General features: G+C 47.1%; 20 protein-coding genes and 1 pseudogene. 6 read left to right on the forward strand and 15 right to left on the reverse strand.

Features of this window, described 5'->3' with window-relative positions:
- Positions 1-259 (forward strand): annotated as a pseudogene (locus tag Q338_RS14735) (hypothetical protein); the annotation flags it as partial.
- Positions 260-283: 24 nt separating this feature from the next.
- On the opposite strand, the gene Q338_RS01750 reads toward Q338_RS14735, so the two are convergent.
- Together Q338_RS01750 and Q338_RS01755 are read right to left on the reverse strand one after the other, a co-directional pair.
- Positions 284-1,318, reverse strand: a complete 1,035-nt coding sequence (locus Q338_RS01750; protein ID WP_034291404.1) for a siderophore ABC transporter substrate-binding protein — start codon at positions 1,316-1,318, stop codon at positions 284-286.
- A 107-nt stretch (positions 1,319-1,425) separates the two neighbouring features.
- Positions 1,426-3,495 carry a TonB-dependent receptor domain-containing protein gene (locus Q338_RS01755; RefSeq protein WP_034291405.1) on the reverse strand — a complete coding sequence of 690 codons (2,070 nt, stop codon included), beginning with the start codon at positions 3,493-3,495 and terminating at the stop codon, positions 1,426-1,428.
- A 291-nt stretch (positions 3,496-3,786) separates the two neighbouring features.
- Between Q338_RS01755 and prmB the strand changes: the two genes are divergently transcribed.
- Positions 3,787-4,782, forward strand: a complete 996-nt coding sequence (gene prmB, locus Q338_RS01760) for a 50S ribosomal protein L3 N(5)-glutamine methyltransferase (RefSeq protein ID WP_084693468.1) — start codon at positions 3,787-3,789, stop codon at positions 4,780-4,782.
- An 82-nt stretch (positions 4,783-4,864) separates the two neighbouring features.
- On the opposite strand, the gene Q338_RS01765 is transcribed toward prmB, so the two are convergent.
- Both Q338_RS01765 and Q338_RS15275 read right to left on the reverse strand, forming a co-directional pair.
- Positions 4,865-6,088, reverse strand: a complete 1,224-nt coding sequence (locus Q338_RS01765) for a molybdopterin molybdotransferase MoeA (RefSeq protein ID WP_034291407.1) — start codon at positions 6,086-6,088, stop codon at positions 4,865-4,867.
- A 70-nt stretch (positions 6,089-6,158) separates the two neighbouring features.
- A complete protein-coding gene (locus Q338_RS15275) occupies positions 6,159-6,287 on the reverse strand; it encodes a hypothetical protein (protein WP_280517476.1) in 129 nt (42 codons plus the stop codon).
- A 120-nt stretch (positions 6,288-6,407) separates the two neighbouring features.
- Between Q338_RS15275 and Q338_RS14985 the strand changes: the two genes are divergently transcribed.
- Positions 6,408-7,334, forward strand: coding sequence for a SprT-like domain-containing protein (locus Q338_RS14985; RefSeq protein WP_034291408.1), 927 nt, complete (start codon positions 6,408-6,410; stop codon positions 7,332-7,334).
- Between the two features lie 61 nt (positions 7,335-7,395).
- Here the strand turns inward: Q338_RS14985 and rdgB are convergent, their stop codons facing one another.
- The 4 genes from rdgB to Q338_RS01790 are packed head-to-tail and all read right to left on the reverse strand — an operon-like array spanning position 7,396 to position 9,294.
- Positions 7,396-7,989 carry an RdgB/HAM1 family non-canonical purine NTP pyrophosphatase gene (gene rdgB / locus Q338_RS01775; protein WP_034291411.1) on the reverse strand — a complete coding sequence of 198 codons (594 nt, stop codon included), beginning with the start codon at positions 7,987-7,989 and terminating at the stop codon, positions 7,396-7,398.
- 8 nt (positions 7,990-7,997) lie between these two features.
- Entirely contained in the window at positions 7,998-8,258 is a 261-nt protein-coding gene (locus tag Q338_RS01780; protein ID WP_034291413.1) for an NGO_0222 family membrane protein, read from the reverse strand.
- 35 nt (positions 8,259-8,293) lie between these two features.
- Positions 8,294-8,599, reverse strand: a complete 306-nt coding sequence (locus Q338_RS01785; protein WP_034291414.1) for an AzlD family protein — start codon at positions 8,597-8,599, stop codon at positions 8,294-8,296.
- Entirely contained in the window at positions 8,596-9,294 is a 699-nt protein-coding gene (locus tag Q338_RS01790) for an AzlC family ABC transporter permease (protein WP_034291416.1), read from the reverse strand. The genes Q338_RS01785 and Q338_RS01790 overlap by 4 nt, the downstream gene beginning before the upstream one ends.
- Before the next feature lie 209 nt (positions 9,295-9,503).
- Between Q338_RS01790 and recO the strand changes: the two genes are divergently transcribed.
- The 3 genes from recO to Q338_RS01805 all read left to right on the forward strand — a co-directional run bounded on the left by recO (position 9,504) and on the right by Q338_RS01805 (position 11,844).
- Positions 9,504-10,232, forward strand: a complete 729-nt coding sequence (gene recO, locus Q338_RS01795) for a DNA repair protein RecO (RefSeq protein ID WP_034291417.1) — start codon at positions 9,504-9,506, stop codon at positions 10,230-10,232.
- 234 nt (positions 10,233-10,466) lie between these two features.
- Complete coding sequence (zapE, locus tag Q338_RS01800) at positions 10,467-11,597, forward strand: cell division protein ZapE (protein ID WP_034291419.1); 1,131 nt, start codon at positions 10,467-10,469, stop codon at positions 11,595-11,597.
- Between the two features lie 67 nt (positions 11,598-11,664).
- Entirely contained in the window at positions 11,665-11,844 is a 180-nt protein-coding gene (locus Q338_RS01805) for a hypothetical protein (RefSeq protein WP_034291420.1), read from the forward strand.
- A gap of 55 nt (positions 11,845-11,899) precedes the next feature.
- Here the strand turns inward: Q338_RS01805 and Q338_RS01810 are convergent, their stop codons facing one another.
- The 7 genes from Q338_RS01810 to Q338_RS01840 form a co-directional block, all read right to left on the reverse strand.
- Positions 11,900-12,736, reverse strand: coding sequence for a hypothetical protein (locus Q338_RS01810; protein WP_034291422.1), 837 nt, complete (start codon positions 12,734-12,736; stop codon positions 11,900-11,902).
- Between the two features lie 410 nt (positions 12,737-13,146).
- Complete coding sequence (locus Q338_RS01815) at positions 13,147-13,380, reverse strand: hypothetical protein (RefSeq protein WP_034291424.1); 234 nt, start codon at positions 13,378-13,380, stop codon at positions 13,147-13,149.
- A 3-nt stretch (positions 13,381-13,383) separates the two neighbouring features.
- Positions 13,384-15,159 carry a hypothetical protein gene (locus tag Q338_RS01820; RefSeq protein ID WP_051968402.1) on the reverse strand — a complete coding sequence of 592 codons (1,776 nt, stop codon included), beginning with the start codon at positions 15,157-15,159 and terminating at the stop codon, positions 13,384-13,386.
- Positions 15,160-15,182: 23 nt separating this feature from the next.
- Complete coding sequence (locus tag Q338_RS01825; RefSeq protein WP_034291426.1) at positions 15,183-15,551, reverse strand: hypothetical protein; 369 nt, start codon at positions 15,549-15,551, stop codon at positions 15,183-15,185.
- On the reverse strand, positions 15,544-16,458 hold the full coding sequence (locus Q338_RS01830) for a hypothetical protein (protein ID WP_034291428.1): 915 nt from the start codon (positions 16,456-16,458) through the stop codon (positions 15,544-15,546). The genes Q338_RS01825 and Q338_RS01830 overlap by 8 nt, the downstream gene beginning before the upstream one ends.
- Positions 16,459-16,483: 25 nt before the next feature.
- On the reverse strand, positions 16,484-18,262 hold the full coding sequence (locus Q338_RS01835) for a hypothetical protein (protein ID WP_051968403.1): 1,779 nt from the start codon (positions 18,260-18,262) through the stop codon (positions 16,484-16,486).
- Positions 18,263-18,284: 22 nt separating this feature from the next.
- Positions 18,285-20,099, reverse strand: coding sequence for a hypothetical protein (locus tag Q338_RS01840; RefSeq protein WP_051968404.1), 1,815 nt, complete (start codon positions 20,097-20,099; stop codon positions 18,285-18,287).
- Between the last annotated feature and the right edge of the window lie 40 nt (positions 20,100-20,139).

Consider the following 20,139-nt stretch of genomic DNA (forward strand, 5'->3'; position numbering starts at 1 on the left):
GGAAGCCACGCACATGACTGACCCTGTTAAAATGGAAAAGTTGTTTGCGATTCTGGCAGTTACATTGGCTTGGGCTTATGTTATCGGGCGTTGGCAACATGCGCTTAATCCAATTAAGCCTAAATCTCATGAACGTTTATCGCAAGGTATTTTTCGTGTTGGTTTAGAGCAGCTTGCCAAAGCTGCCATGTTGATGATGGCAACTTTGGACTATTTTTCAAACCCAAAACAGGTCGTCCGATTTTTTGTCGTGTACTGAAAGGCTGCCTGAAGATTGGGCAGATTATTTTGCGTTTTTCATTGCTTCGGTAATTTGTTTGGCTGCCGTTACCAACTGACGCGCACCGCCAGCTGCCAAATAAGTGCCAGCGTCCAAATACACCACCTGTCCTTTTTTCCAAGCCGTTGTTTCGGCAACCAATGGGTTGTTCAACACATCTTTGGCGGCTTGACCTTCTTCGCCAATCGCCGCGCTTCTGTCCAACACAAACAGCCAGTCGGGATTTTTCTCTTTGATGTATTCAAATGAAATCGGCATACCATGCGAGCCTTCTTTCATTGCCGTGTCCACAGGCGCAATGCCAATGTCATTGTGCAGCCAACCACCCAAACGTGAAGTGGGGCTTTGTGCCGACAATTTGCCACCGTTCACAATAAACACCAAGCCCGTGCCTTTGCCTTGTGCGGCGGTTTTGGCATCGGTAAATGCTTGGTCAATTTCGGCTTTCAGCTTGTCGGCTTCGGCTTGTTTGTTGAAAATTTGAGCGAATGCATCAATGCGTTCTTTGGCACTTTCGCGTAAATTTTTGGTGTCGGCGGTCATTTCAATGGTGGGGGCAACTTCATTCAATTGATGAATGGCTTTGTTGGCGCGGCTGCCTGTAATGATGAGTTGCGGTTTGAATGCGTTCAGGGCTTCATAATTGGGCTCAAACAATGTGCCAACGTGGGCGGCTTTGTCCACCACAGGTTTCAGATAATCAAGGCGTACGGTATCAATGGTTGCGCCCACATTCACGCCCAAGGCAGACAAGGTGTCCATCATGCCCAAATCGTACACGGCAATGCGTTCGGGATTTTTGGGAACAGGAAATTCGCCGCGTGTGGTTTTCACTTTAATCACTTCGCCTTGAATGTTGTCGTGGGGTTTCAAGGGTTTATCGTCTTTTTTATCGGCTTTGGGGGTGGCGGCGTTTGAAGCGGCAGATGCGCTTGCTGGGGCGTTTTCAGCAGGTTTTTGTTGGGCTTGTTGTTGTCCGCAAGCGGTTAAAGCGGCTAAAGCGGCTAATGTAAACAGGGTAATCAGGGATTTTTTCATTTGATTTTTCCTTATTGAAAAAGTTTCAGGCTGCCTGAAAAGCCGAAAAATCATCAATTTCAATGATATTGGCGATTTTCAGGCTGCCTGAAACGTTTTTTGCTGGATTAGAATGTGTAATTCATGCCCACACGGAATTGACGACCCTCACCAGGGAATTGACCGCGTTGCGCGTGTGGTTTGTAGTTTTTGTTTGCCACATTGTTCACAGCAAAATTCACATTCATTTTGTCGCTGTTCAAAGGTTTCCAGTTGGCAGAAACATCAACCACGCCATAGCCAGCTTTGGGCGTTGCGCCACCACGACCATATTGGGGGATACCATTGTCATTGCGAACAAAGAAATTGTCTTCCGCCTTAACTTTTTCCAAAGCACGCCATTGTACGCCCAATTCCAAATTCGGATTGGCAAAACGGTATGCCAAAGATGCCGTCCAAGTGCGACCAATGGCAGACGCATATTCAGGATTGCTGCTCATTTTGTCGCCATAAAAACGCGGTTTGCTGGCAGCCACACCCAAACGAGCCGTCAAATTATCCCAACGGTAAGAACCTGACAATTCATAACCTTTGTTTTTGATTTTGCCCGCATTGATAATGGCGGCATCTCGTTCACTAAATACACCTTCTAAATTGTGAACTTGGCGTGCATTGGTTGAACCCAAAGCATCTTTAATATTTTGCCAGAAGTAAGCACCTTCCAAACCAAATGTGCCATTGTTGTAGTTAAAGCCAATTTCGGTGTTGCGTGCTTGTTCTGCTTTGGTATTGGACGCAATCGTAACCAAAGGACGACCACCATGCGACAACAAAGCATCGTGCATACGCGGGCTGCGTGTTGCATAATTGTGCAAGGCATTCACGCTCAATTCAGGGGTAATTTGGTAAATTGCGCTGATACTGGGGTTAAATGCACCGTCTTTGCGTTTTCTGCCGTCCATGGCTTTAAAATCAAAGTGGTCGTAGCGCAAACCTGTGGTCAAAGTCAATTTATCGGTAACATCGGTAATGCCTTCCACATACACGCCCACATCGCGTTTTTCCTGATTATTCAAACCCTCTTTGAAAAAGGCATTGGGTTTCACTTCTTGATGGCGGAAATTCACACCGTATTTCAACAAAACTTTATCGTGAATGCGGCTGTCAAAATTCACATTTGCGCCAGTTGTAACGATTTTGTTTTCGGTTGAACTGGTATTGCGCTTGCCACCTGCGTAACCATTGCCACTGTCATCAGCCGACCAGCGACCGTGTGTCATGCGGTAAACATTGGCTTCGGCAGCCTGTGCAAAACCCAAGTTTTTGCCAGTCCAAGTCAAGTCGGTTTTGTCCACATACATTTTGCGTTCAGCAGGGAATTGGTTGGTATTGTCAAAATTGAAAAATTCTTCGCGTACCAAACGTTCGCCTTTCATTTGGTCGTGCATGTGGCTCAACACAAAGCGGTTATCGCCAAAGGTTGCGCCCAATTTTGCCAAATAGCTGATTTTGTCCAATTCGGTATTGGTGGTGCGGCTGGTATCGGTGGCATTTGCGGCAGTATTCACATAGCCTTTACCGCCTTTGTAATTGTTTTCTTCAACGCGGTTGCCCAACAACAGGTAATCAAACATGCCTGCTTTGCCAAACACCGCCGCGCCATAATTATGACCGTCATTGCTGTTGTAACCTGCGTTTAAGCGTACGCCAAAATTGGGGTTGCTGCTGTTTTTCAACAAATCTTGTGCGTCCAAAGTTTTGGCGATAATCGCGCCATTGGTTTGACCAATGCCTGCGCTGGCTGAACCTGCACCTTTTTGTACTGCCACAATTTTCACCAAAGCAGGGTCAAGCATATGGCGACCTTGGTGGTAGTGGATTTGGCTGTCGTTGTAGGCATTGTCCACTTTCACGTCAATGGAGTTGTGTCCCATACCGCGCAAGTAAATGTATTGTGATGTACCTGCACCTGCACCCATGCTGATGGAGGGTTCATTTTTCAGCACTTCTTTTAATTGGGTGTTGGTGGTTTCTTCCATTTTTTTCACGGTAACGCGGCGAACAGATTGGACACGCTCGCTGGCTTTCACATGAACGGTGGGCAATTCCTGCGAAGCGGCACGAGTATCCGCTTGCGCAAAAGTGGAACATAATAAAGCAGCAATGGTGCTTAAATGAAAAATGGGCTGAATACGCATATTCTAATCCTGATTTGACCTTGGTTTGTTGGTTGTTTACAAATAGAAATTACTTACACTTGCAAAGATAACATAGTTTAACTCAATTTGTCTAGAATTAAATATTCGGTAAACATGAATTTTCAGGCTGCCTTATTGGTATTTAAATGGGTTTTGTTTTATTATTATTTTGATTATTTTAAATTTTTCTATTGATTATTTTTGAAATAATTAGGTTGATTTAATTGACAGGCAGCCTGAAAACCCATATTCGCTGTTATAATGACACTTTTTCATTCTTTACAAAACCAAATGTTTCCCAAGAAAAAAAACATCCCAACTCCTGAACCCCAAGTGCTTGAAGTTACCCCGCCACCGATTTTTGCCAATGCGCGTGGGCATTTGCATACGGTGCGCGATTTCCTGCGTTTTAGCGTGAGCCGTTTTAATGAAGCGGAACTGTATTTCGGGCACGGCAGCGACAATGCTTATGATGAAGCAGCGTATTTGATTTTGCACACGCTGCATTTGCCTTTAGACACGCTGGAGCCGTATTTGGACGCGCATTTATTGCCCGAAGAACAAGACCATTTGCTTGATTTAATTGAACGTCGTGTGGTGGAACGCATTCCCGTTGCCTATTTAACGCAACACGCGATTCAGGGCGAATTTGAGTTTTATGTTGATGACCGTGTGATTGTGCCACGCTCGTTTATTTACGAATTATTGGGTGAGCCGTTGCGCCCTTGGATTGAATATGATGAGCTGATTCACAGCGCGTTGGATTTGTGTACGGGTAGCGGCACATTGGCGATTCAAATGGCGTACCATTATCCTGACGCGCAAATTGACGCAGTAGACATCAGTTTAGATGCACTGGAAGTGGCTTCCATCAATATTGATGACTATGATTTGCGTGAACGCATTCATTTGGTGCATACGAATTTATTTGAAGGTTTGGAAAATAAATACGATTTGATTGTGTCCAATCCGCCGTATGTGGACGAAGAATCGGTCGCTGCACTGCCAGATGAGTATTGGCATGAGCCTGAACTCGCGCTCGGTAGCGGCAAAGATGGCTTGGATGCAACCCGCGAAATCATCAAACACGCCGCCGATTATTTGAATGATGATGGTGTGTTGCTGGTGGAAATTGGGCATAATCGTGAAGTGCTGGAACGCGCCTACCCTACTTTGGATTTTGTTTGGTTGGAAACGAGCGGCGGCGATGGTTTTGTGTTCTTGCTGACCAAAGAGCAGTTGGTGGCTGGTTTGCAACAAATGAATGTGCTGGAAACGGAAAGTTAAAGTGAAAAAGGTTTCAGGCTGCCTATCGTTAAATTTTAATTATAAAAATAGGCAGCCTGAAAAGTTAATTTCATTGATTTAATTACAAAAATGCTTGCTCAAATGGCTGCACTTCCACCACATCGCCTACCGCCAAAGAACCACTTTCCAATGGCAACAACATATACGCATTCGCCTGACTAATCCCCAAAATCCGATGGGAATCCTGCGAACCACACGGTGCGACAGTCCACGAACCATCGCTTTGGCGCGTGATGGTAGCGCGTTGAATGTCCATGCGCCCCGCCGCTTTTTTCACAGGTGCAGTCAAGGCAGCCTGAAAACGCAAAGGTTGCGGCAAATCTCGCGCACCACACAATTGCCAAAGTGCTGATTTCACAAACATATCAAATCCCACAAAACCCGAAATCGGATTTCCTGGTAAACCAAAATACCACGCCAACAACATCCGCCCAAACACGAACGGTTTACCCGGTTTCATCGCCACCTTGTAATGATGAATCGCGCCCAAACGCAACACCGCTTCACGCATATAATCATAATCTCCCACCGACACGCCACCCGATGTAATCACCACATCAGAGGTTTTCGCCGCTTCGTCTAATACGCGCATAACGCTTTCCAAATCGTCTTCCACTTTTTTCAAATCAATGATTTCAATTGGAAATTCAGACAACCTTGCCATCAACATATGGCGATTGCTGTCATAAATTTGGCTGCTGCCCGAAAGCGCTTGCGATGGCTCAACCAATTCATCACCTGTGGACAATACCGATACTTTGATTTTTTTATACACACACACATCGCCAAAACCCAATGCCGCCAACAATAAACTGTCCGCGTGCCGCAAAATCCGTCCTTGTGGCAAAACATGCGTGCCAATTTTAATTTCTTCGCCTGCATAACGGATATTTTGTGCGCCGCCCATGTCTTGCGTTAAAACAATGTTGCCATCTCTGTCCACTTGCGTGTTTTCTTGTAACACGACGGTAATGCAATCGGCAGGCACCACCGCGCCCGTCATAATCCGCACACATTCGCCCTGCCCCACGCTGCCTGAAAAAGCGTGTCCTGCCGCCGATTCGCCAATTAATTGAAACACATCGCCTGCTTTTGCTTCATGCGGCAAAGCATAACCGTCCATTGCCGACACATTTGCATTGGGCACATTCATGGGCGACACCACATCTTGCGCCAACACGCGCCCAGACACTTGCGCCACAGGCACGGTTTCCGTTTCAGGCAGCCTGCATTGTGCGGCGATTTGATTAAACATTAATTGTTGTAATTCTTCTACGGTCGTCATGGGGTTTTCCTTGTCAAATAAAAGGGGGAGATTCGGGGCGGATTATGTGGTATTTTGGTAAAAGGTTCAATTAGCCGAAATGATGATGTGTTTTCAGGCAGCCTGAAAACAGAAAAATTGGCGATAATATCATTGCGTTGAACACGCGTTGCGCCGCGTACCACGCTGCCCACCCCACAATTAGCAGCTTCCCCAACATTTTCAGACTACCTACGATTTTTGTCGTGTACTGTAAGACTGCCCTATTTCCGAAAAAATCTTGCCCAATTTATTTTTGAATTGTACAATCCAAAAATATAATTATTAAACCAAAACAATCATGTCGCCACAACCTTATCCCAAAATCGCCCCCACCACCCAAGTCCACCAAGCCCTACAATTCGCTTACGATTTTTTCAATCGCAGCCTATTTTTCGGCGAACTGCCGCCCTGTCTGATTTCCCTGCAACGCAAAGCGAAAACACAGGGCTATTTTTCCTTTCGCCGTTTTATTTCCGAAGATGGGCGTTATACCGATGAAATCGCGCTGAATCCCGAATTTTTTGGTGTATTGCCCGTGTTGGACACTTTAAGTACGCTGGTTCACGAAATGTGCCATTTGTGGCAACAACATTTCGGTAAACCCGGCAGACGTGGCTACCACAACAAAGAATGGGCGGACAAAATGGAAGCCATCGGCTTGATGCCGTCCGACACCCACAAACCTGGGGGCAAACGCACAGGCGAACACATGGGCGACTATATTTTGGAAGACGGTTTGTTTATGCAGGCTGCGCGTAACTTATTGAAAACAGAGTTTTCTATTCATTGGTACGATGTGTATCCGCCCTATTCCGCTTCGTTTGGGCAAGCGGTTACGCACACTTATTTATTGAACATAGACCAATCGCTCAAACGTCCGCCCGCTTTGGCGGTGGAACGCGGTATGCGCCCCCTTTATCAAGTCAAACCGAATACACAACACATTGATATTACAGGAGAACCCACTTTCAGACAGCCTGAAACTGAATTGGATTTAATCCAAACCGAATTGCCGCATTTGCCGACTCATCATGAGTGGGTATCCACACTAGACCCAGCCGCGCCGCATCGTTTATTGGGCGAATACAACCCAGTTGCTGCACCGCCCGAAAATCGCAGTAATCGCCTGAAATATCAATGCCCTAGTTGCTTAAATGCGGTGTGGGGTAAACCGAATTTGAATATTATTTGTGGTGATTGTTCTGTGCATTTTCAGGCTGTCTAACAAATAACTTAAAAATTCGGTGCGTAATACGTAATTTATGCAATTAACGTGTTTTTTATTTTCAGGCTGCCTGAATTTTTGCCAATAATTCACGCAATGCCAAAGCGCGATGGCTTACCGAATTTTTCAGTTCGGGCGACATTTCAGCGGCGGTACAGCCTTGTTCTGGCAAATAAAAATGTGGGTCATAGCCGAAACCGTGTTCGCCAGCCGCTTCAGGCTGCCATGTGCCGCGCCAAATGCCTTCGGCGATAATCGGTTGTGGGTCATCGGCATGGCGCACCAAAACCAATACGCAAACATAATAGCATGATTTATCAGATTTATTGGCTAATTCTGCTGACACTTTGGCGTTGTTTGCCGCGTCCGATTTGGGATTGTCGCCCGCAAATCGTGCCGACAAAACCCCCGGTGCGCCGCCCAATGCGTTCACGCAAATGCCGCTATCGTCTGCCAAAGCGGGCAAACCGCTTACGCGGCTGGCGTGGCGGGCTTTTGCCAACGCATTTTCCACAAATGTGATGTGTGGTTCGGGGCATTCGGGGACGTTGAATGCGGATTGTGGCAAAATTTCAATGTGTTGCGCGGCGAATAATGCGGAAAATTCGCGTAATTTGCCTGCGTTATTGCTGGCGAGTACGATTTTTTGCAACATGGTTTGTCCTATTCTGATGGGTTTTCTGATGTTTGCTGGGCTTGTTTGATTTGCGCCAAATGTTTTTGTCGCGCCATTTCGCGTATATACATCGCCAAGCAGCCAATTTGCCCAAACGCCGCCGCAAAAGCAAATAAAAATGCGGCAATGCCAAATTGTTTTTCAGGCAGCGTTTTCAGCGACAGCCAATAACTCCCCAGCGTAATCAGCGCAACAAACAATAGGGAAAACAAAATCACCAAAATCAAATACGTTTTTCGTTTTGTCATATTTTTTATTTAAATAAAATAATCAGTTAAAAATTTCAGGCAGCCTGAAACAGCCAAGCCAATATCGCCGAACTGCTTACCGCAATCAACACCGTGGGCAACATGGGCAGTCGCCACGCCGCGAAAACGGTGATGGCTAAAGCGATTAATTCATGCGGTTTATCCGACACAAAATGCGGCGCAATCACGGAAAGCAACACGCAAGCAGGTGCAGCTTCCATAACTCGCGCCATTTTTGGGCTGAATTTGCGGTTTTTAAGCAAGAAAAAACCAGCCAAACGAGTGGAATAAGTCATGACCATCATGCCCAAAATGGTTATCAACGCTTGCCAAGAAATCATGTTTCCGTGTCCCAAAAATAAGCGGCGGTTAAACCTGAAAATGCGCCAGCCATCACATACCACGCCCCCTGTGGCAATAGCCAGTACACCGCCGCCGCCACGATTAAACTCACCAGCCAAGGGCGAGCAGCTTTTGCGCCGCGCCACATTCCGCGCACCAAAACCAAAAATACGGCAGGAAATGCCATATTAAAACCAAATTTTTCAATATCATTGCCCAACAAATAACCAAATTGTGAACCGAGAAAACCGCAGCTCACCCATGTTATCCATAAATTCGCCGAAATGCCCCAATAATACGGCAAATTAAACGGCGGCAAACCTGCTTGTTCACGCTTTTTGATTTCTGCAATGCTCATCGCCCATGTTTCGTCTGTCATCAAAAATAAGGTAGGCAATAATTGGCGTTTGGGCAAATGGCGTATATACGGGGTAAACGCCGCGCCCATCAAAATATGGCGGCTGTTAATCATCAAAGTCAGCGACCAAATCAGCAAAATGGGAATGGGGCTTGTCCACGCGCCCACCGCCGCAAATTCTGAACCGCCTGCAAAATTAATGCCCATCATCAAGGTGGTTTCCCATGCGGTCATGCCTTTTTGCGCGGCTTGTGCGCCCAAAATCAGGGCAAAGGGAATAATGCCTATGGTAATGGGCAAGGTTTCGCGTATGCCTCGTTTGAATTCTGTATTCATATTATTTTGATTTTATTTTGAAATTTGATTTTCAGGCTGCCTGAAATGTGGGACGCACCCTACATGTTTGTAAACGGCGAGAATTTTAACATAATTTTTCGTGAACACATTTCGCCAAAAAATCATCAAAATCCCCAAAAATACAAATTCAGGCTGCCTGAAAACGCGAAATCGCATAAAATCCAACTTTTACCCACAAATTACACGCCATGTCGCAACGCATTAACCATCAACCCATTTTCCTACTCACCAGTAAAGCATGGCGCGAAAACAGTCTTTGGATTGAAGCATTTAGCCGTGATTATGGGCGCGTGGCTTTGCTGGCGCGAAGTGCACGGACAAAGGGTTCGGAGTTGCGTGGGGTGTTGATTCCCTTTGTGCCGATTAGCGCGTCATGGTTTGGCAAGGAAGAATTGAAAACGCTGCACCGCGCCGAATGGCTCGGTGGTTGGGCGCAACCGCGTGGACGTGCGCTGTTTAGCGCGATGTATGTCAATGAATTGGTGTACAAACTCACGGCGCGTGAAGATGGGCAGCCTGAAATTTATCAGGCTTTGCATGATGTGATGAAACTGATTTGTTCTGAAAATCAACATATTGCGGCGTTGCGCCAATTTGAGTATCGGCTATTGAAAGCATTGGGCGTTGCGCCCGATTTTTCACGCGATGACAATGGACAAATCATTGAATTACAATATGATTATTGGATACGCCCTGAACACCCGATTCAACGCGTGGACACATTCAGGCAGCCTGAATCTGGTGTGGTGGCGCGTGGTGCGGTGTTGGCGGAAATTCAGTCGGGGCAATTCAGTCAGCCCGAACATGCGGTGGTGGCAGCGAAAATTATGCGTGAATTGATTGATTTCAGGCTGCCTGAAATGCACACGCGTTTGGTGTTGCAGCAACTCAATCAATTGAAACAGCGTATAAAATAAGCAAATTCAATCATCATTTTTTATCTGCTTAACAAAAGCAATGGGCTAATTTATAATTTGATTTTAATAACCCTTTTTTCAGGCTGCCTTACTCAAATATAGGGTGCGCCGTACGCACCAAATTCGCCATAATATTTTAATTATTCAAGCCATTTGGTGCGCACGGCGCACCCTACTGTGATTTTTATTGTGTACGGTAAGGCAGCCTGAAAATCTACATTCGAGAAGAAAAATATGAGTACCGAAACCCGATTCACCCCACCCCCATTTGCCAACCACAGCCCGCAAACGTGGTATCAAGCCGCCGCACAACACCCCGCATTCATCAAAGACAATGCGCAAGCCAAAGCCATTGAACACCTAGACCGCCTGTGGACGGAACTGATGATGTTCAAACGCAAACGCAATCGCTTTTTGGGGCGCAGCCTGCGTTCACCCGAAGTGCCGACTGGTTTGTATTTTTACGGTGGCGTGGGGCGCGGCAAAAGTTTTTTGATGGACGCGTTTTTTGGTTGCTTGCCGTATAAACGCAAACGCCGTGTGCATTTTCATGCGTTTATGGCGGAAATTCATCAGCGTATGCGCGATAAACGCAGCGAACCCGACCCATTAAAAGCCGTTGCCCACAATATTGCCGAAGAAACCCGCGTGCTGTGTTTTGACGAATTTCACGTCAGCGACATTGCAGATGCGATGATTTTGGGGCGTTTGCTGGAAAACCTGTTTGCGGAAGGTGTGGTTTTGGTGGCGACTTCCAATTACGCGCCGTCTGAATTATATCCGCAGGGGCAAAATCGCAGCAGTTTTTTGCCAACCATCGCCTTGATTGAAAAGAAATTAACCGTGTTGAACGTGGACGGCGGCGAAGATTATCGTATGCGCACGCTCACGCCAGCCGAAGTGTTCTACATTCCCAATAATGCGGAAAATGAAGCAAAACTCGCTGATTTGTTTAACCAATTGGCGGGCAAAGAAGAAAGGCAGCCTGAAAAAATCATCATTCACGAGCGCGAATTGACCTGCAAAGGGCGCACCGACCGTGTGATTTGGTTTGATTTCCGCACTTTGTGTTTTGGTACGCGTTCGCAAGCGGATTATTTGTGGCTGGCTGAACGCTACACCCACGTTTTGATTTCGGGTGTGGAAAAAATGACACCAAACGAAAAAAACGAAGCGCGGCGTTTAACTTTGCTGGCGGACGTGTTTTACGATTACCGCGTGAAATTGTGTCTGACTTCGCAAGTGGCGATGGACGAGTTGTACACCGAAGGCGATTTTGCGCATGAATTTGTGCGCACGGTGAGCCGTTTGGTGGAAATGCAATCGGAAGATTATTTGGCGTTGCCGCATTTGAAATTGAAGTGATTTGGCAGAAATCAGGCAGCCTGAAAACGGATTTTGTTTTTCAGGCTGCCTGAAATAAGGACAAAATATGATTACGCAAAGCATTCATTTTGAAGTATCAGGACAAGACGCGCAACGCCTATTAGCTGCTTGCCAAGCGCGAAATATTGCTCCAGTTCAAGCATTTGAATTATTTTGTAAGGTCGCGGCGGCTTTTGCACTAATTTGCGCCAGCTTTTGCACCGCTCATTGTAAAAATTTGCAGTAGCTTTTGCACTTATTTAACCCCCATTTAAACACAATTTAAATGGGGGTTGAAACATCTAAAACTTGTACACCATGTTGTCTTCATACCGAGCAGAATAATTCAAGCCAGCCATTAAGCTCACTTTATGATACCCTGCAAACCGTTCCCACCCATCTAGCTTATACCCAATTACCAAATCCAAGTAATCCAAAAACTCGCTGCGTGTTGAACTAAAGAAGACAAATGGCGGTCGCACCATACTCATCAACTTGAGAAATTCTACCATTCCGAAGTACACATCATTATAATATGCCCCTTGAGCGGTGCAAACATAAGGCGGGTCAAGTAATAGTAACACCTTGTCTTGATTAATGAATTGTGGCAATAAATCAACATACGATTGTGAAACAATCTCAAGTCCATCTAAATAACCATCAGCACTTGGATAACCGCTCAAACGCACACGATTGTAGAAGTTATGCTGCATCAAATCATCTAACGTCCGCGCTTGTTGACCACTAAACAAAATCCAACTTGCTACGCTCGCTACATCTACATAACCACCAAATGTCTGCAAAGTTGCCTGAACCACAGCCTTAAGTGCTGGTGTCAGCTTGGTTTTTCGCGGACAATCTTGCAATAAATTAAAGATAACTTGGCGTAAACGGTTGGTATCATCAATATGCTGCAAGCGCGTGGCATAGCCATCAAAATCATTGTAAATCACACGTGCTGCGGGTTTACAGCGTTTCGCTGTGTGTGCCAACAAACCTGAACCGCCGAACACATCAATAATTGTCCAACCGTCCCCATCGCCCGAAATCTGTTCATTTAAAACCTGTTTAAACGCTTTTAAAAAATTGCGTTTCTGCCCTGTGAAAGGCAATGGTGCTTGATGATAAGTCTTTGACATTTTACGTCCTTTCGTACATGAAGACGGTTAGCGTGTGCCTGTTATCAGACACACGCGCCGTCGGTACGCTAGGTACGCAAACTGTTCATTAATTTAATTATTAAATATATTCAAATGCTTGCAACGTCTGCAATAGATTTTAACAACGCCATTGCCTGAAATTTCTAAAAGTTTACGATTACATTCATTACAAAACAAAGGTTTAAAAATCATTAATTGTACTGCCTTGTGCGTTAGTTTAAAATTCACGCCGCCTAGCTAGGTGGCGGCTTTCCAACGCAGCTACATCTGCAATGGGGTGTGGGTTGCGTCCTAACCGCGCCCACATCGCCGTCTTTTCTTAAAACGCCGTCATTATACTGTGACGGCGTTGATTTTTTTGTACGAAGCTCTTCAACATAATTTACAGACTAAACCCGAATCTCCACCACTTTCACATCTGGCGCGGCTTCCAATATCCGCCCCGTTTTCGCATCGTAAAACACGCTCGCCCCCACCGCATAGCCCGACCCACGCAACACCACACTATGCCCACCAAACAAGGTTACCGCTTCCAACGCCCCATCATCGCGGATTTTCGTGATTTTAGCAGCCTGACGATTCGGTTGCGGAAACACCGCTTGTAAGGTCTTTAAAATATTCACTTTTTAATCTCCCAAATAACGGTCTACCGTGAGTTTTTGCCACACCGCCACCGCGCCATCATTGTCCACGCCCACCTCCAATTCCACGCCCTGAATCACGCCAAACCACGCGCCATCGGCTTCGTCAAACCGCCAAATATCGCCGATTTTCGCACGCTCAATCGCGTATTTTTCGGACGGTGGCGCAAGCGTGATTTGTGCTTGCAAATGCGTTCCGCTTTCGCTTAACACTTTGATTCCTAAAGAACGACACACATTGTCCGCCGTGTACAGGCTGCCTGAAAGACTGGGCGCGGCTGGCATTTTATCCGTGCCATCGCGGTAAACGTGCGCCATGTTGGATAATGTGTGGGTCGGCGCAATCAACACGCTGTTATATTGCGTATTGACTTGTTTTTGCTCATCAATTTTCACAATCACATTCGGCGGACACACCACGTCCGCGCCATCGTCCAACAACCAAGCCGCTCGTTTCCAACGCGGTTTCACATTTAAAATCAACTCATTGGGGTGCGATTCAATAAATGCGCCTGCGGTTTGTGCCAATTCCTGCATCATCGCAATCGGCGTTTTATCCGTTAAAACAAAGAGATGGGCTGGAATCCGCCAATTCGCCGCCGTCCAATCCTGCAATTTAAAATCGGTGTAACGCAATTGCGCGTCCACAATTTGCCGCGCCATCAAATCTTGATTAACCGTACCTGTTTGATTTTTCGCGTAATCTTTGCCTAATTTCGCGGTCAAGCTACGACCCGACACGGTAAACGATTTGCGCCCAAATTCGCGGCTGGCTGAAATATTTTCCCCCATAAAAACAAAGGTTTCGCCATTGATTTTCAGCGTAATCGGCAAATCAGTTTGTCGGGTAAAATCAAATTTTTCAAAGTCTTGCGGTGGCATTTGCACCGAGCCTTGCCAACAATAACTGTCCATGTCGGTTTTGATGCTCGCGCCGAATAATTCAAGCGGTTCGCCATTCACGCTGGCGGAAATGTCGTTTACAATCATATAAGTATCCAATAAAGGAATCTGCGCCACCGCCCGACACGCAAACGGCAAGGGAATTTGTGTGCCATCGGTTTCGGTCTGATACACCTCAAATGTGAGCGGCAATTCGTCTGACGGCGGATTTTTGCCGCAGGGCGATTTGATTTCAGGATTTTTATTTGGTAAAACAATATCATACCAATGGCACGGCGGCTGCATACTGTCGCCTATTTGGGTTTTCAGGCAGCCTGAAACGTCCGCGCCCACAAATTGACCCGAAATCAGATTTGCTAAAAATTCGCCTGCAAATTCAGAGGATTGGCAGGATTTGCGAAATGCGCCCACCCAATTCGCCACGCCGTGATTTTTGTGTAACACACTGTCGCCAAAAGGATTATTTTGACAATGCTGTAAATTTTGGGTTTCGCTGATTTGCGCGGTGTGGCAGTTTTGCAGTAATGCGCTGTCATCATATTGATGTGTTTGACAAATTTGCACATCTGCCATGTCCAGCGTGCTGATTTCTAAACAATTTTGCACATTCAGGCTGCCTGAAACATCCGCATCATGATTTTGCGCCAAATTTGCACCAACTGATTGATGAGATTGACATAAATCGGTTTTCAGGCTGCCTGAATAGTGGGCGCGAAAGTCAAACACCAATGGGCTGCGGCGCGGCGGCTTCGGTGGCGAAATCGGCGCAATATTGCCCACATCATCGCCAAACGCAATCGGCAAATCGTCATCAAAATCAGGTTGTAATTCGCTGAATTGAATGAGTAAATCGTCCATTTTTCACTTTCAGGCTGCCTGAATTAATCGCTCGGCACTTTGGGATAGCGTTTGTCCCACGCCACAGGGCGGTATGGGCTGTTGTAATTATCCAGCGCAAGAATGATAAATTGCCGTTTTTCATCAAGATGTTGCAGCAAATAACTACCGTCTTCCGCGCTCCAAGTGCTGCGAACAAAACGCAAAGAGGCTTGGTCTACAGCAAACACGCGGCGGCGAGCAGGTTTGCCATTTACAGTAACAATGCCCGCCGTGTTCTTTTTGCCCGAAATCACGCCGCGCCCCGTAAAAATGCTTTGAAATTGCACATTACGCCGCAACAAACTTCGCGCCCCACTTCTCGGTGGTGGCGTACTGAATAATAAACCACTTGAAATCAGATAATTAGCCATTATTCACTTCCCATTGCGTGGCGTTGATTAAAAAATAATTGTCCGAGCCTGAATAGCCCAAACGGAATTTTAAAAACACATCGCTTGTGCCGTCTAATGGTACGCTGGTGCCGTTGGGTAAATCTTGCAAATTGTGTGCCGTGCGGTAAACACCCGATAATAAGCCACGTAAATTCAAGCCGTTATTTCGTTCAAAAATATACACTTCGGACGCGCTCAAACCGCCTGTGATTTTGTCGGGATAAGTTGCGCCCAAGCCACTACCTGCCAGCAATGAATGCAGCTCACATTCCGCGCCCAATTCGGTGTTGTCCCAGCGTTTGCCCATGTAGGCGCGATTTGAACCGCCACCTGTTACAAAATACAAAGAAGAGGTATTAAAATAATCATAACTACTTGATGATGAATGTAAGAACATGCAATTACCCGTGTCATTGGGTACAACAGTCGGCACATCACCAAAAAACAACATCGCCACTTCACTGCCACGATTGTCGCCAATCATCAGCAAAAATGCGCCATCATGCCCAATCAGCCACCAACTGTCTTGTTTCGCTCGCCCACTTTCCACCAAGCCGAATTTTTGATAATTGCCTGTGTAACCAAATTCGCCCGTACCTGCCGTCAAAGACGACATGGCGCGGAACGCTTGAAGCGTACAAACGCGCTGTTGTGGTTGATTGATTTTAAAGCAAAATCGGGTGCTTTCAGGCGATTGACTGCGAAACACGGCGGCGTTGGCTTCCTCAAAAGGCATTTCCCAGCCCAACGCGGTTTTATTGCCGTAGCCCGTAACCAAACAGGCTTTGAGCAAGGCTTTCAGGCTGCCTGCACTCGCGGATAAAACAGGTGCGCCTTCATCATTGGAGCTAAACAGGGTAACAGGTTTTAATTTGGTGTTTAACATATTGATTAACCTTTTGATTTTTAGTTTACAAAATTTCCGTATTGCCGCGTAAGCAAGCACGGAAACCATCGCTATCATCTTGATTTCGCGCTGATTTGTGTGGCTGAATCACACGCAAAAACCACACAGGCATCATCGTGCCAAAGGTGTTAAAACGAATGCAATTGCCAGCCTCCCAACCACCCATGCCAAATGCTTGTTTGGGCAGCGTAAAATAGGGTTGGTCGGTGGCAGGATTGATGGGCGCAACGTCCGTGTTCACATCGTTGTCCCAAATCAAACCGAGATTTTCGCCGTACACTTCAATTTGCGTGGGGCTGCGAAACTCAATGCGCCAACGCTCCTCAATCGCACCATCACTTGTTAAAACAAGGGGATAGTCTTTCACATTCAATACGCCACGCGTGGGGTTACCGTTGCGAGCGTCTTCCCAAACACCGTGCCAGTTGATTTGCGTGAACGGCTCGGTAAACCGTGTTTGCAAATCGCCACCCACCACCGCGCTGGAAACATAAGTATTTTCAATTGGATAATCACGCGAAATCGGGTCTTGCAATTTCAGGCTGCCTGAAATATCCGTCCCCACCACACGGTTGTCTTCCTCCCAAATCATCACGGCTTTGAGCGGCAGGGTGTAATCGCCCAAATCAAGCGGCGTATTCCATGTGATTGTAGAATTGTCTAAATTATCCAGATACTTGTCCGCCGAAACGTGTTTGCCGTCCGCGTCCAACACGCATACACGGTCGCAGTTTTCGCGTGGCAATTTGATGGTTTGACCAGCCGAATGCGTTGAACCCAAATCGTGAATTTTCGCATTAGAAATAATCACATAATCCCCAGCACGAAAAATCGGCACGCGCCCATCTGACGGCAGACGGGTCGGGTTAATCCCCAAACGCTCCGCCGAAAGCGGAATATGCGCTTGCGACACCGCGCTGTAGCGCACCGAAAGCGGCGAAATCGGCTTGTGCGTATCAAATTTGAAAAAGCCTGTTTCGTAATCTATTGTGCCGTCTAGTAATTTTTTACCATCGCTGCCCACTTCCGCGCTTTGGATTTTGCCGTCTGCGAGACTTTCGCCCACAATTTGCTTGCCGTCTATTTCCGCGTAAACGTAGAAACTGCGCGGTTTGATGGGCGCGGCGGCGGTGTGTCCCGTGAAGGTTTTGACACCGAAATCGCCTGTGGTGTAAATCCCTGCCAAAACCTTGATTTCAGGCAGCCTGTCGGGGGCGACTTCGTTTAAAATCACTTTACCTGACAAAGGGTTGAGTGTGCCAATGGCTTTGGCTTCGCCCGTGCGCACGTTCAAATCTTGATACAACACGCCATCGCGTTCAAACACTTCTTTGCCGCCCACTTCAAACAGCCATGAATTTAAAACCGCCGCTCGCGGATACGGCACATCTTGCAAAATATCAAAGATTTGTGAACCATTGTCCACATTGACCGACACACGGCGCGTGTCGGGCGAACTTATCCACGACACCTGTGCATTGGGCGGCGCAATCACGATGACATCGGTGGTGGTTTTCAGGCTGCCTGAAACCGATTCGTACACAGGCGCACCTTGTTGCAAGGCTTTTTGCGTGTATTCGGCGATGTTCAAACCATGTTTAAACGCTTGTTTAGGAATACGAATTTCGCCTGTTTCATAATTCACAGACGCACCTTCCACGCGAGAGCCGTTTTGCCACAAACCGCCGTTGCCATCATCGTGCAGTTTCACTTGCGCGGCGGAATAGGGATTGACCGCCACCGTTGTGCGGGCAGAAATGGCGGCTGATGCGATATTTGCCATTGTTTTTCCTTATTTCAAACAATTAGTTAGTCATCAAAGCGTGAACTTTTGGCGAAGATGGCGTGTTTTCAATCACTTGCGTACTGGTGCTGGTGCGCCGCGACAAGGGCAAAATCAGCGACAAACTGCCACGTTGAATCGGTTTACCTGTGCGAATAATCATGGTGTCGCCGTCTTCCACCGCCAAAATCTGCGTGTTTGCCGCACTAATATATTGTTCCGCTTCCAATAAAATATCAGCAGCCTGAATATTTTTCGGGTATAGCACCCCAGCCGCGTAATTCACATAACCGCTTGCCGCGCCTGTTAATTCGCCGTTGCGGTCGTTGGCGGTTTGTTCACCATTTTGTTGCCATGTTAATTTAATGGTGTGCGGTTTCAGGTTTTGCAATGGCACTTTTGGCAGACTGAAAACCGTGTCCGCCACCTGCGGCGCAACCGCCGAACCCACCGCCGAGCCATCAAAAGTGCGATAAAAATCAATCGGCGACCACGACACCACCAACTGACTGTCCTCATCAGGCAAAGCAGGCAGTGAAACAGTAACCGTCCCCGTCCGCGCCACCGCGCCGCGCACATTGCCCAAGCTGTCGCGCAATTTGCCATCGCCCACGTCATTTAAGTAATACCATGTTTTTTGAGACAAAAACGCCACCCGAACCGAACCGCTCGCAGGGCGCGGCGAAAGCGGCTGGGTAACAAATTCATTGCCCTGATTGGTCTGGTCAATCAAAATGCTGCCCGAGTAAACGTGATGTGAAAATTGGGCGGCGGGTATCGCGTAAATTTCGCCAACATATTGATTTTGCAGCCCTGAAATCACGCCAGTCGCGTAATCAATGCTCAAAACCGTGCCGTCTTTTTTCAGGCTGCCTGAACCATCGTCCACCCAGCCGTCCAGTTCAACCGAAGCTGGTAATACTGAACTATTTAAATAAATTGAACCTGTTACGCTGCCATGCACACTTGCCACTTTGCGGCGTGGCGCGGTTTCAATCCAAATCGCTTTGCCGCCCGCAAAATCATCGGCGTGGATTTTTTCCACCACCGAAGTGGGGACAAGTTTTTCATATAACTTGCTGATTTTAATTTGCATATCGTCTTGATGGATGGGCGCAGTCAAGCCCGAAATGCCGTAATATTTGCCGCTATCCGCCACCTGCGTTTCCAGCACAATCACATCAGCAGGCGTATTGGCGCGATTGGGGTACGCCACGCCCTCAAAATCCAGCTCCAGCGCGTCCTGAATTTCCAGTTTGACCCAGCGTTTTTGAAATTCGCCGCTTGTGTCGGTGTAGGTGCGAATTTCGCTGTCCACGTCCACCACGCGGAAATAGGCGAATGTTTTTTGTTTCTTTTCATCAAGATATTGCAAACAAAAACGTGAACCGACCACAGGCAGCGTGTCAGTCAAACCTTGAAAACAGGTAATAATGCGGCTGCCTTTCCATTGCGTATTCAATAAAATCAAGGTGCTACGACTGGCAGGCGTGGCGTAGGCTTCCACGCGAGCCATTGCCGATTTGCGTTCCTGACCGTAGTGGTCGGCGGCAAACATCAAAAAGCTGACAAATTCCGACTGTGGCGGCTCGGACACAATGACGTGTGCGCCCCACAATGCCGCCGCCATCGGCTTCAACACGGCGCAGTAAACCAATCGGGCGTTCACTTGCCCGTTGCGTTTCGCCCAATCGGACACGGGCGGAAACAGCTCGTTGGGTTTGCCTGTGAGCGGTTGGCTGGTCATTTGACCGCCACCGTCTGTGGTGTCGGTGTTGCGCTGGGATTGGTAGAGGCGCAGGTCTTGTTGGGTTAAAGTGGTGTTGGGTCGGCTCATGTTTTAAACCTTGTTTAAATGCTGTTTAAATCGTGTTTAA

This window comes from Alysiella crassa DSM 2578, assembly GCF_000745955.1.
GTDB classification, from domain to species: Bacteria; Pseudomonadota; Gammaproteobacteria; order Burkholderiales; family Neisseriaceae; genus Simonsiella; species Simonsiella crassa.

What these genes read in the sequence shown, in the direction of transcription:
- Q338_RS01805 (WP_034291420.1), top strand. Translation starts at nt 11,665, where the DNA reads ATGATTACGCAAAGCATTCATTTTGAAGTATCAGGACAAGACGCGCAA.
- Q338_RS01755 (WP_034291405.1), bottom strand. Translation starts at nt 3,495, where the DNA reads ATGCGTATTCAGCCCATTTTTCATTTAAGCACCATTGCTGCTTTATTA.
- Q338_RS01750 (WP_034291404.1), bottom strand. Translation starts at nt 1,318, where the DNA reads ATGAAAAAATCCCTGATTACCCTGTTTACATTAGCCGCTTTAGCCGCT.
- Q338_RS01820 (WP_051968402.1), bottom strand. Translation starts at nt 15,159, where the DNA reads ATGGACGATTTACTCATTCAATTCAGCGAATTACAACCTGATTTTGAT.
- recO (WP_034291417.1), top strand. Translation starts at nt 9,504, where the DNA reads ATGTCGCAACGCATTAACCATCAACCCATTTTCCTACTCACCAGTAAA.
- Q338_RS01785 (WP_034291414.1), bottom strand. Translation starts at nt 8,599, where the DNA reads ATGATTTCTTGGCAAGCGTTGATAACCATTTTGGGCATGATGGTCATG.
- Q338_RS14985 (WP_034291408.1), top strand. Translation starts at nt 6,408, where the DNA reads ATGTCGCCACAACCTTATCCCAAAATCGCCCCCACCACCCAAGTCCAC.
- Q338_RS01825 (WP_034291426.1), bottom strand. Translation starts at nt 15,551, where the DNA reads ATGGCTAATTATCTGATTTCAAGTGGTTTATTATTCAGTACGCCACCA.
- rdgB (WP_034291411.1), bottom strand. Translation starts at nt 7,989, where the DNA reads ATGTTGCAAAAAATCGTACTCGCCAGCAATAACGCAGGCAAATTACGC.
- Q338_RS01790 (WP_034291416.1), bottom strand. Translation starts at nt 9,294, where the DNA reads ATGAATACAGAATTCAAACGAGGCATACGCGAAACCTTGCCCATTACC.
- Q338_RS01810 (WP_034291422.1), bottom strand. Translation starts at nt 12,736, where the DNA reads ATGTCAAAGACTTATCATCAAGCACCATTGCCTTTCACAGGGCAGAAA.
- Q338_RS01835 (WP_051968403.1), bottom strand. Translation starts at nt 18,262, where the DNA reads ATGGCAAATATCGCATCAGCCGCCATTTCTGCCCGCACAACGGTGGCG.
- zapE (WP_034291419.1), top strand. Translation starts at nt 10,467, where the DNA reads ATGAGTACCGAAACCCGATTCACCCCACCCCCATTTGCCAACCACAGC.
- Q338_RS01780 (WP_034291413.1), bottom strand. Translation starts at nt 8,258, where the DNA reads ATGACAAAACGAAAAACGTATTTGATTTTGGTGATTTTGTTTTCCCTA.
- Q338_RS01840 (WP_051968404.1), bottom strand. Translation starts at nt 20,099, where the DNA reads ATGAGCCGACCCAACACCACTTTAACCCAACAAGACCTGCGCCTCTAC.
- prmB (WP_084693468.1), top strand. Translation starts at nt 3,787, where the DNA reads ATGTTTCCCAAGAAAAAAAACATCCCAACTCCTGAACCCCAAGTGCTT.
- Q338_RS01765 (WP_034291407.1), bottom strand. Translation starts at nt 6,088, where the DNA reads ATGACGACCGTAGAAGAATTACAACAATTAATGTTTAATCAAATCGCC.
- Q338_RS15275 (WP_280517476.1), bottom strand. Translation starts at nt 6,287, where the DNA reads ATGTTGGGGAAGCTGCTAATTGTGGGGTGGGCAGCGTGGTACGCGGCG.
- Q338_RS01830 (WP_034291428.1), bottom strand. Translation starts at nt 16,458, where the DNA reads ATGTTAAACACCAAATTAAAACCTGTTACCCTGTTTAGCTCCAATGAT.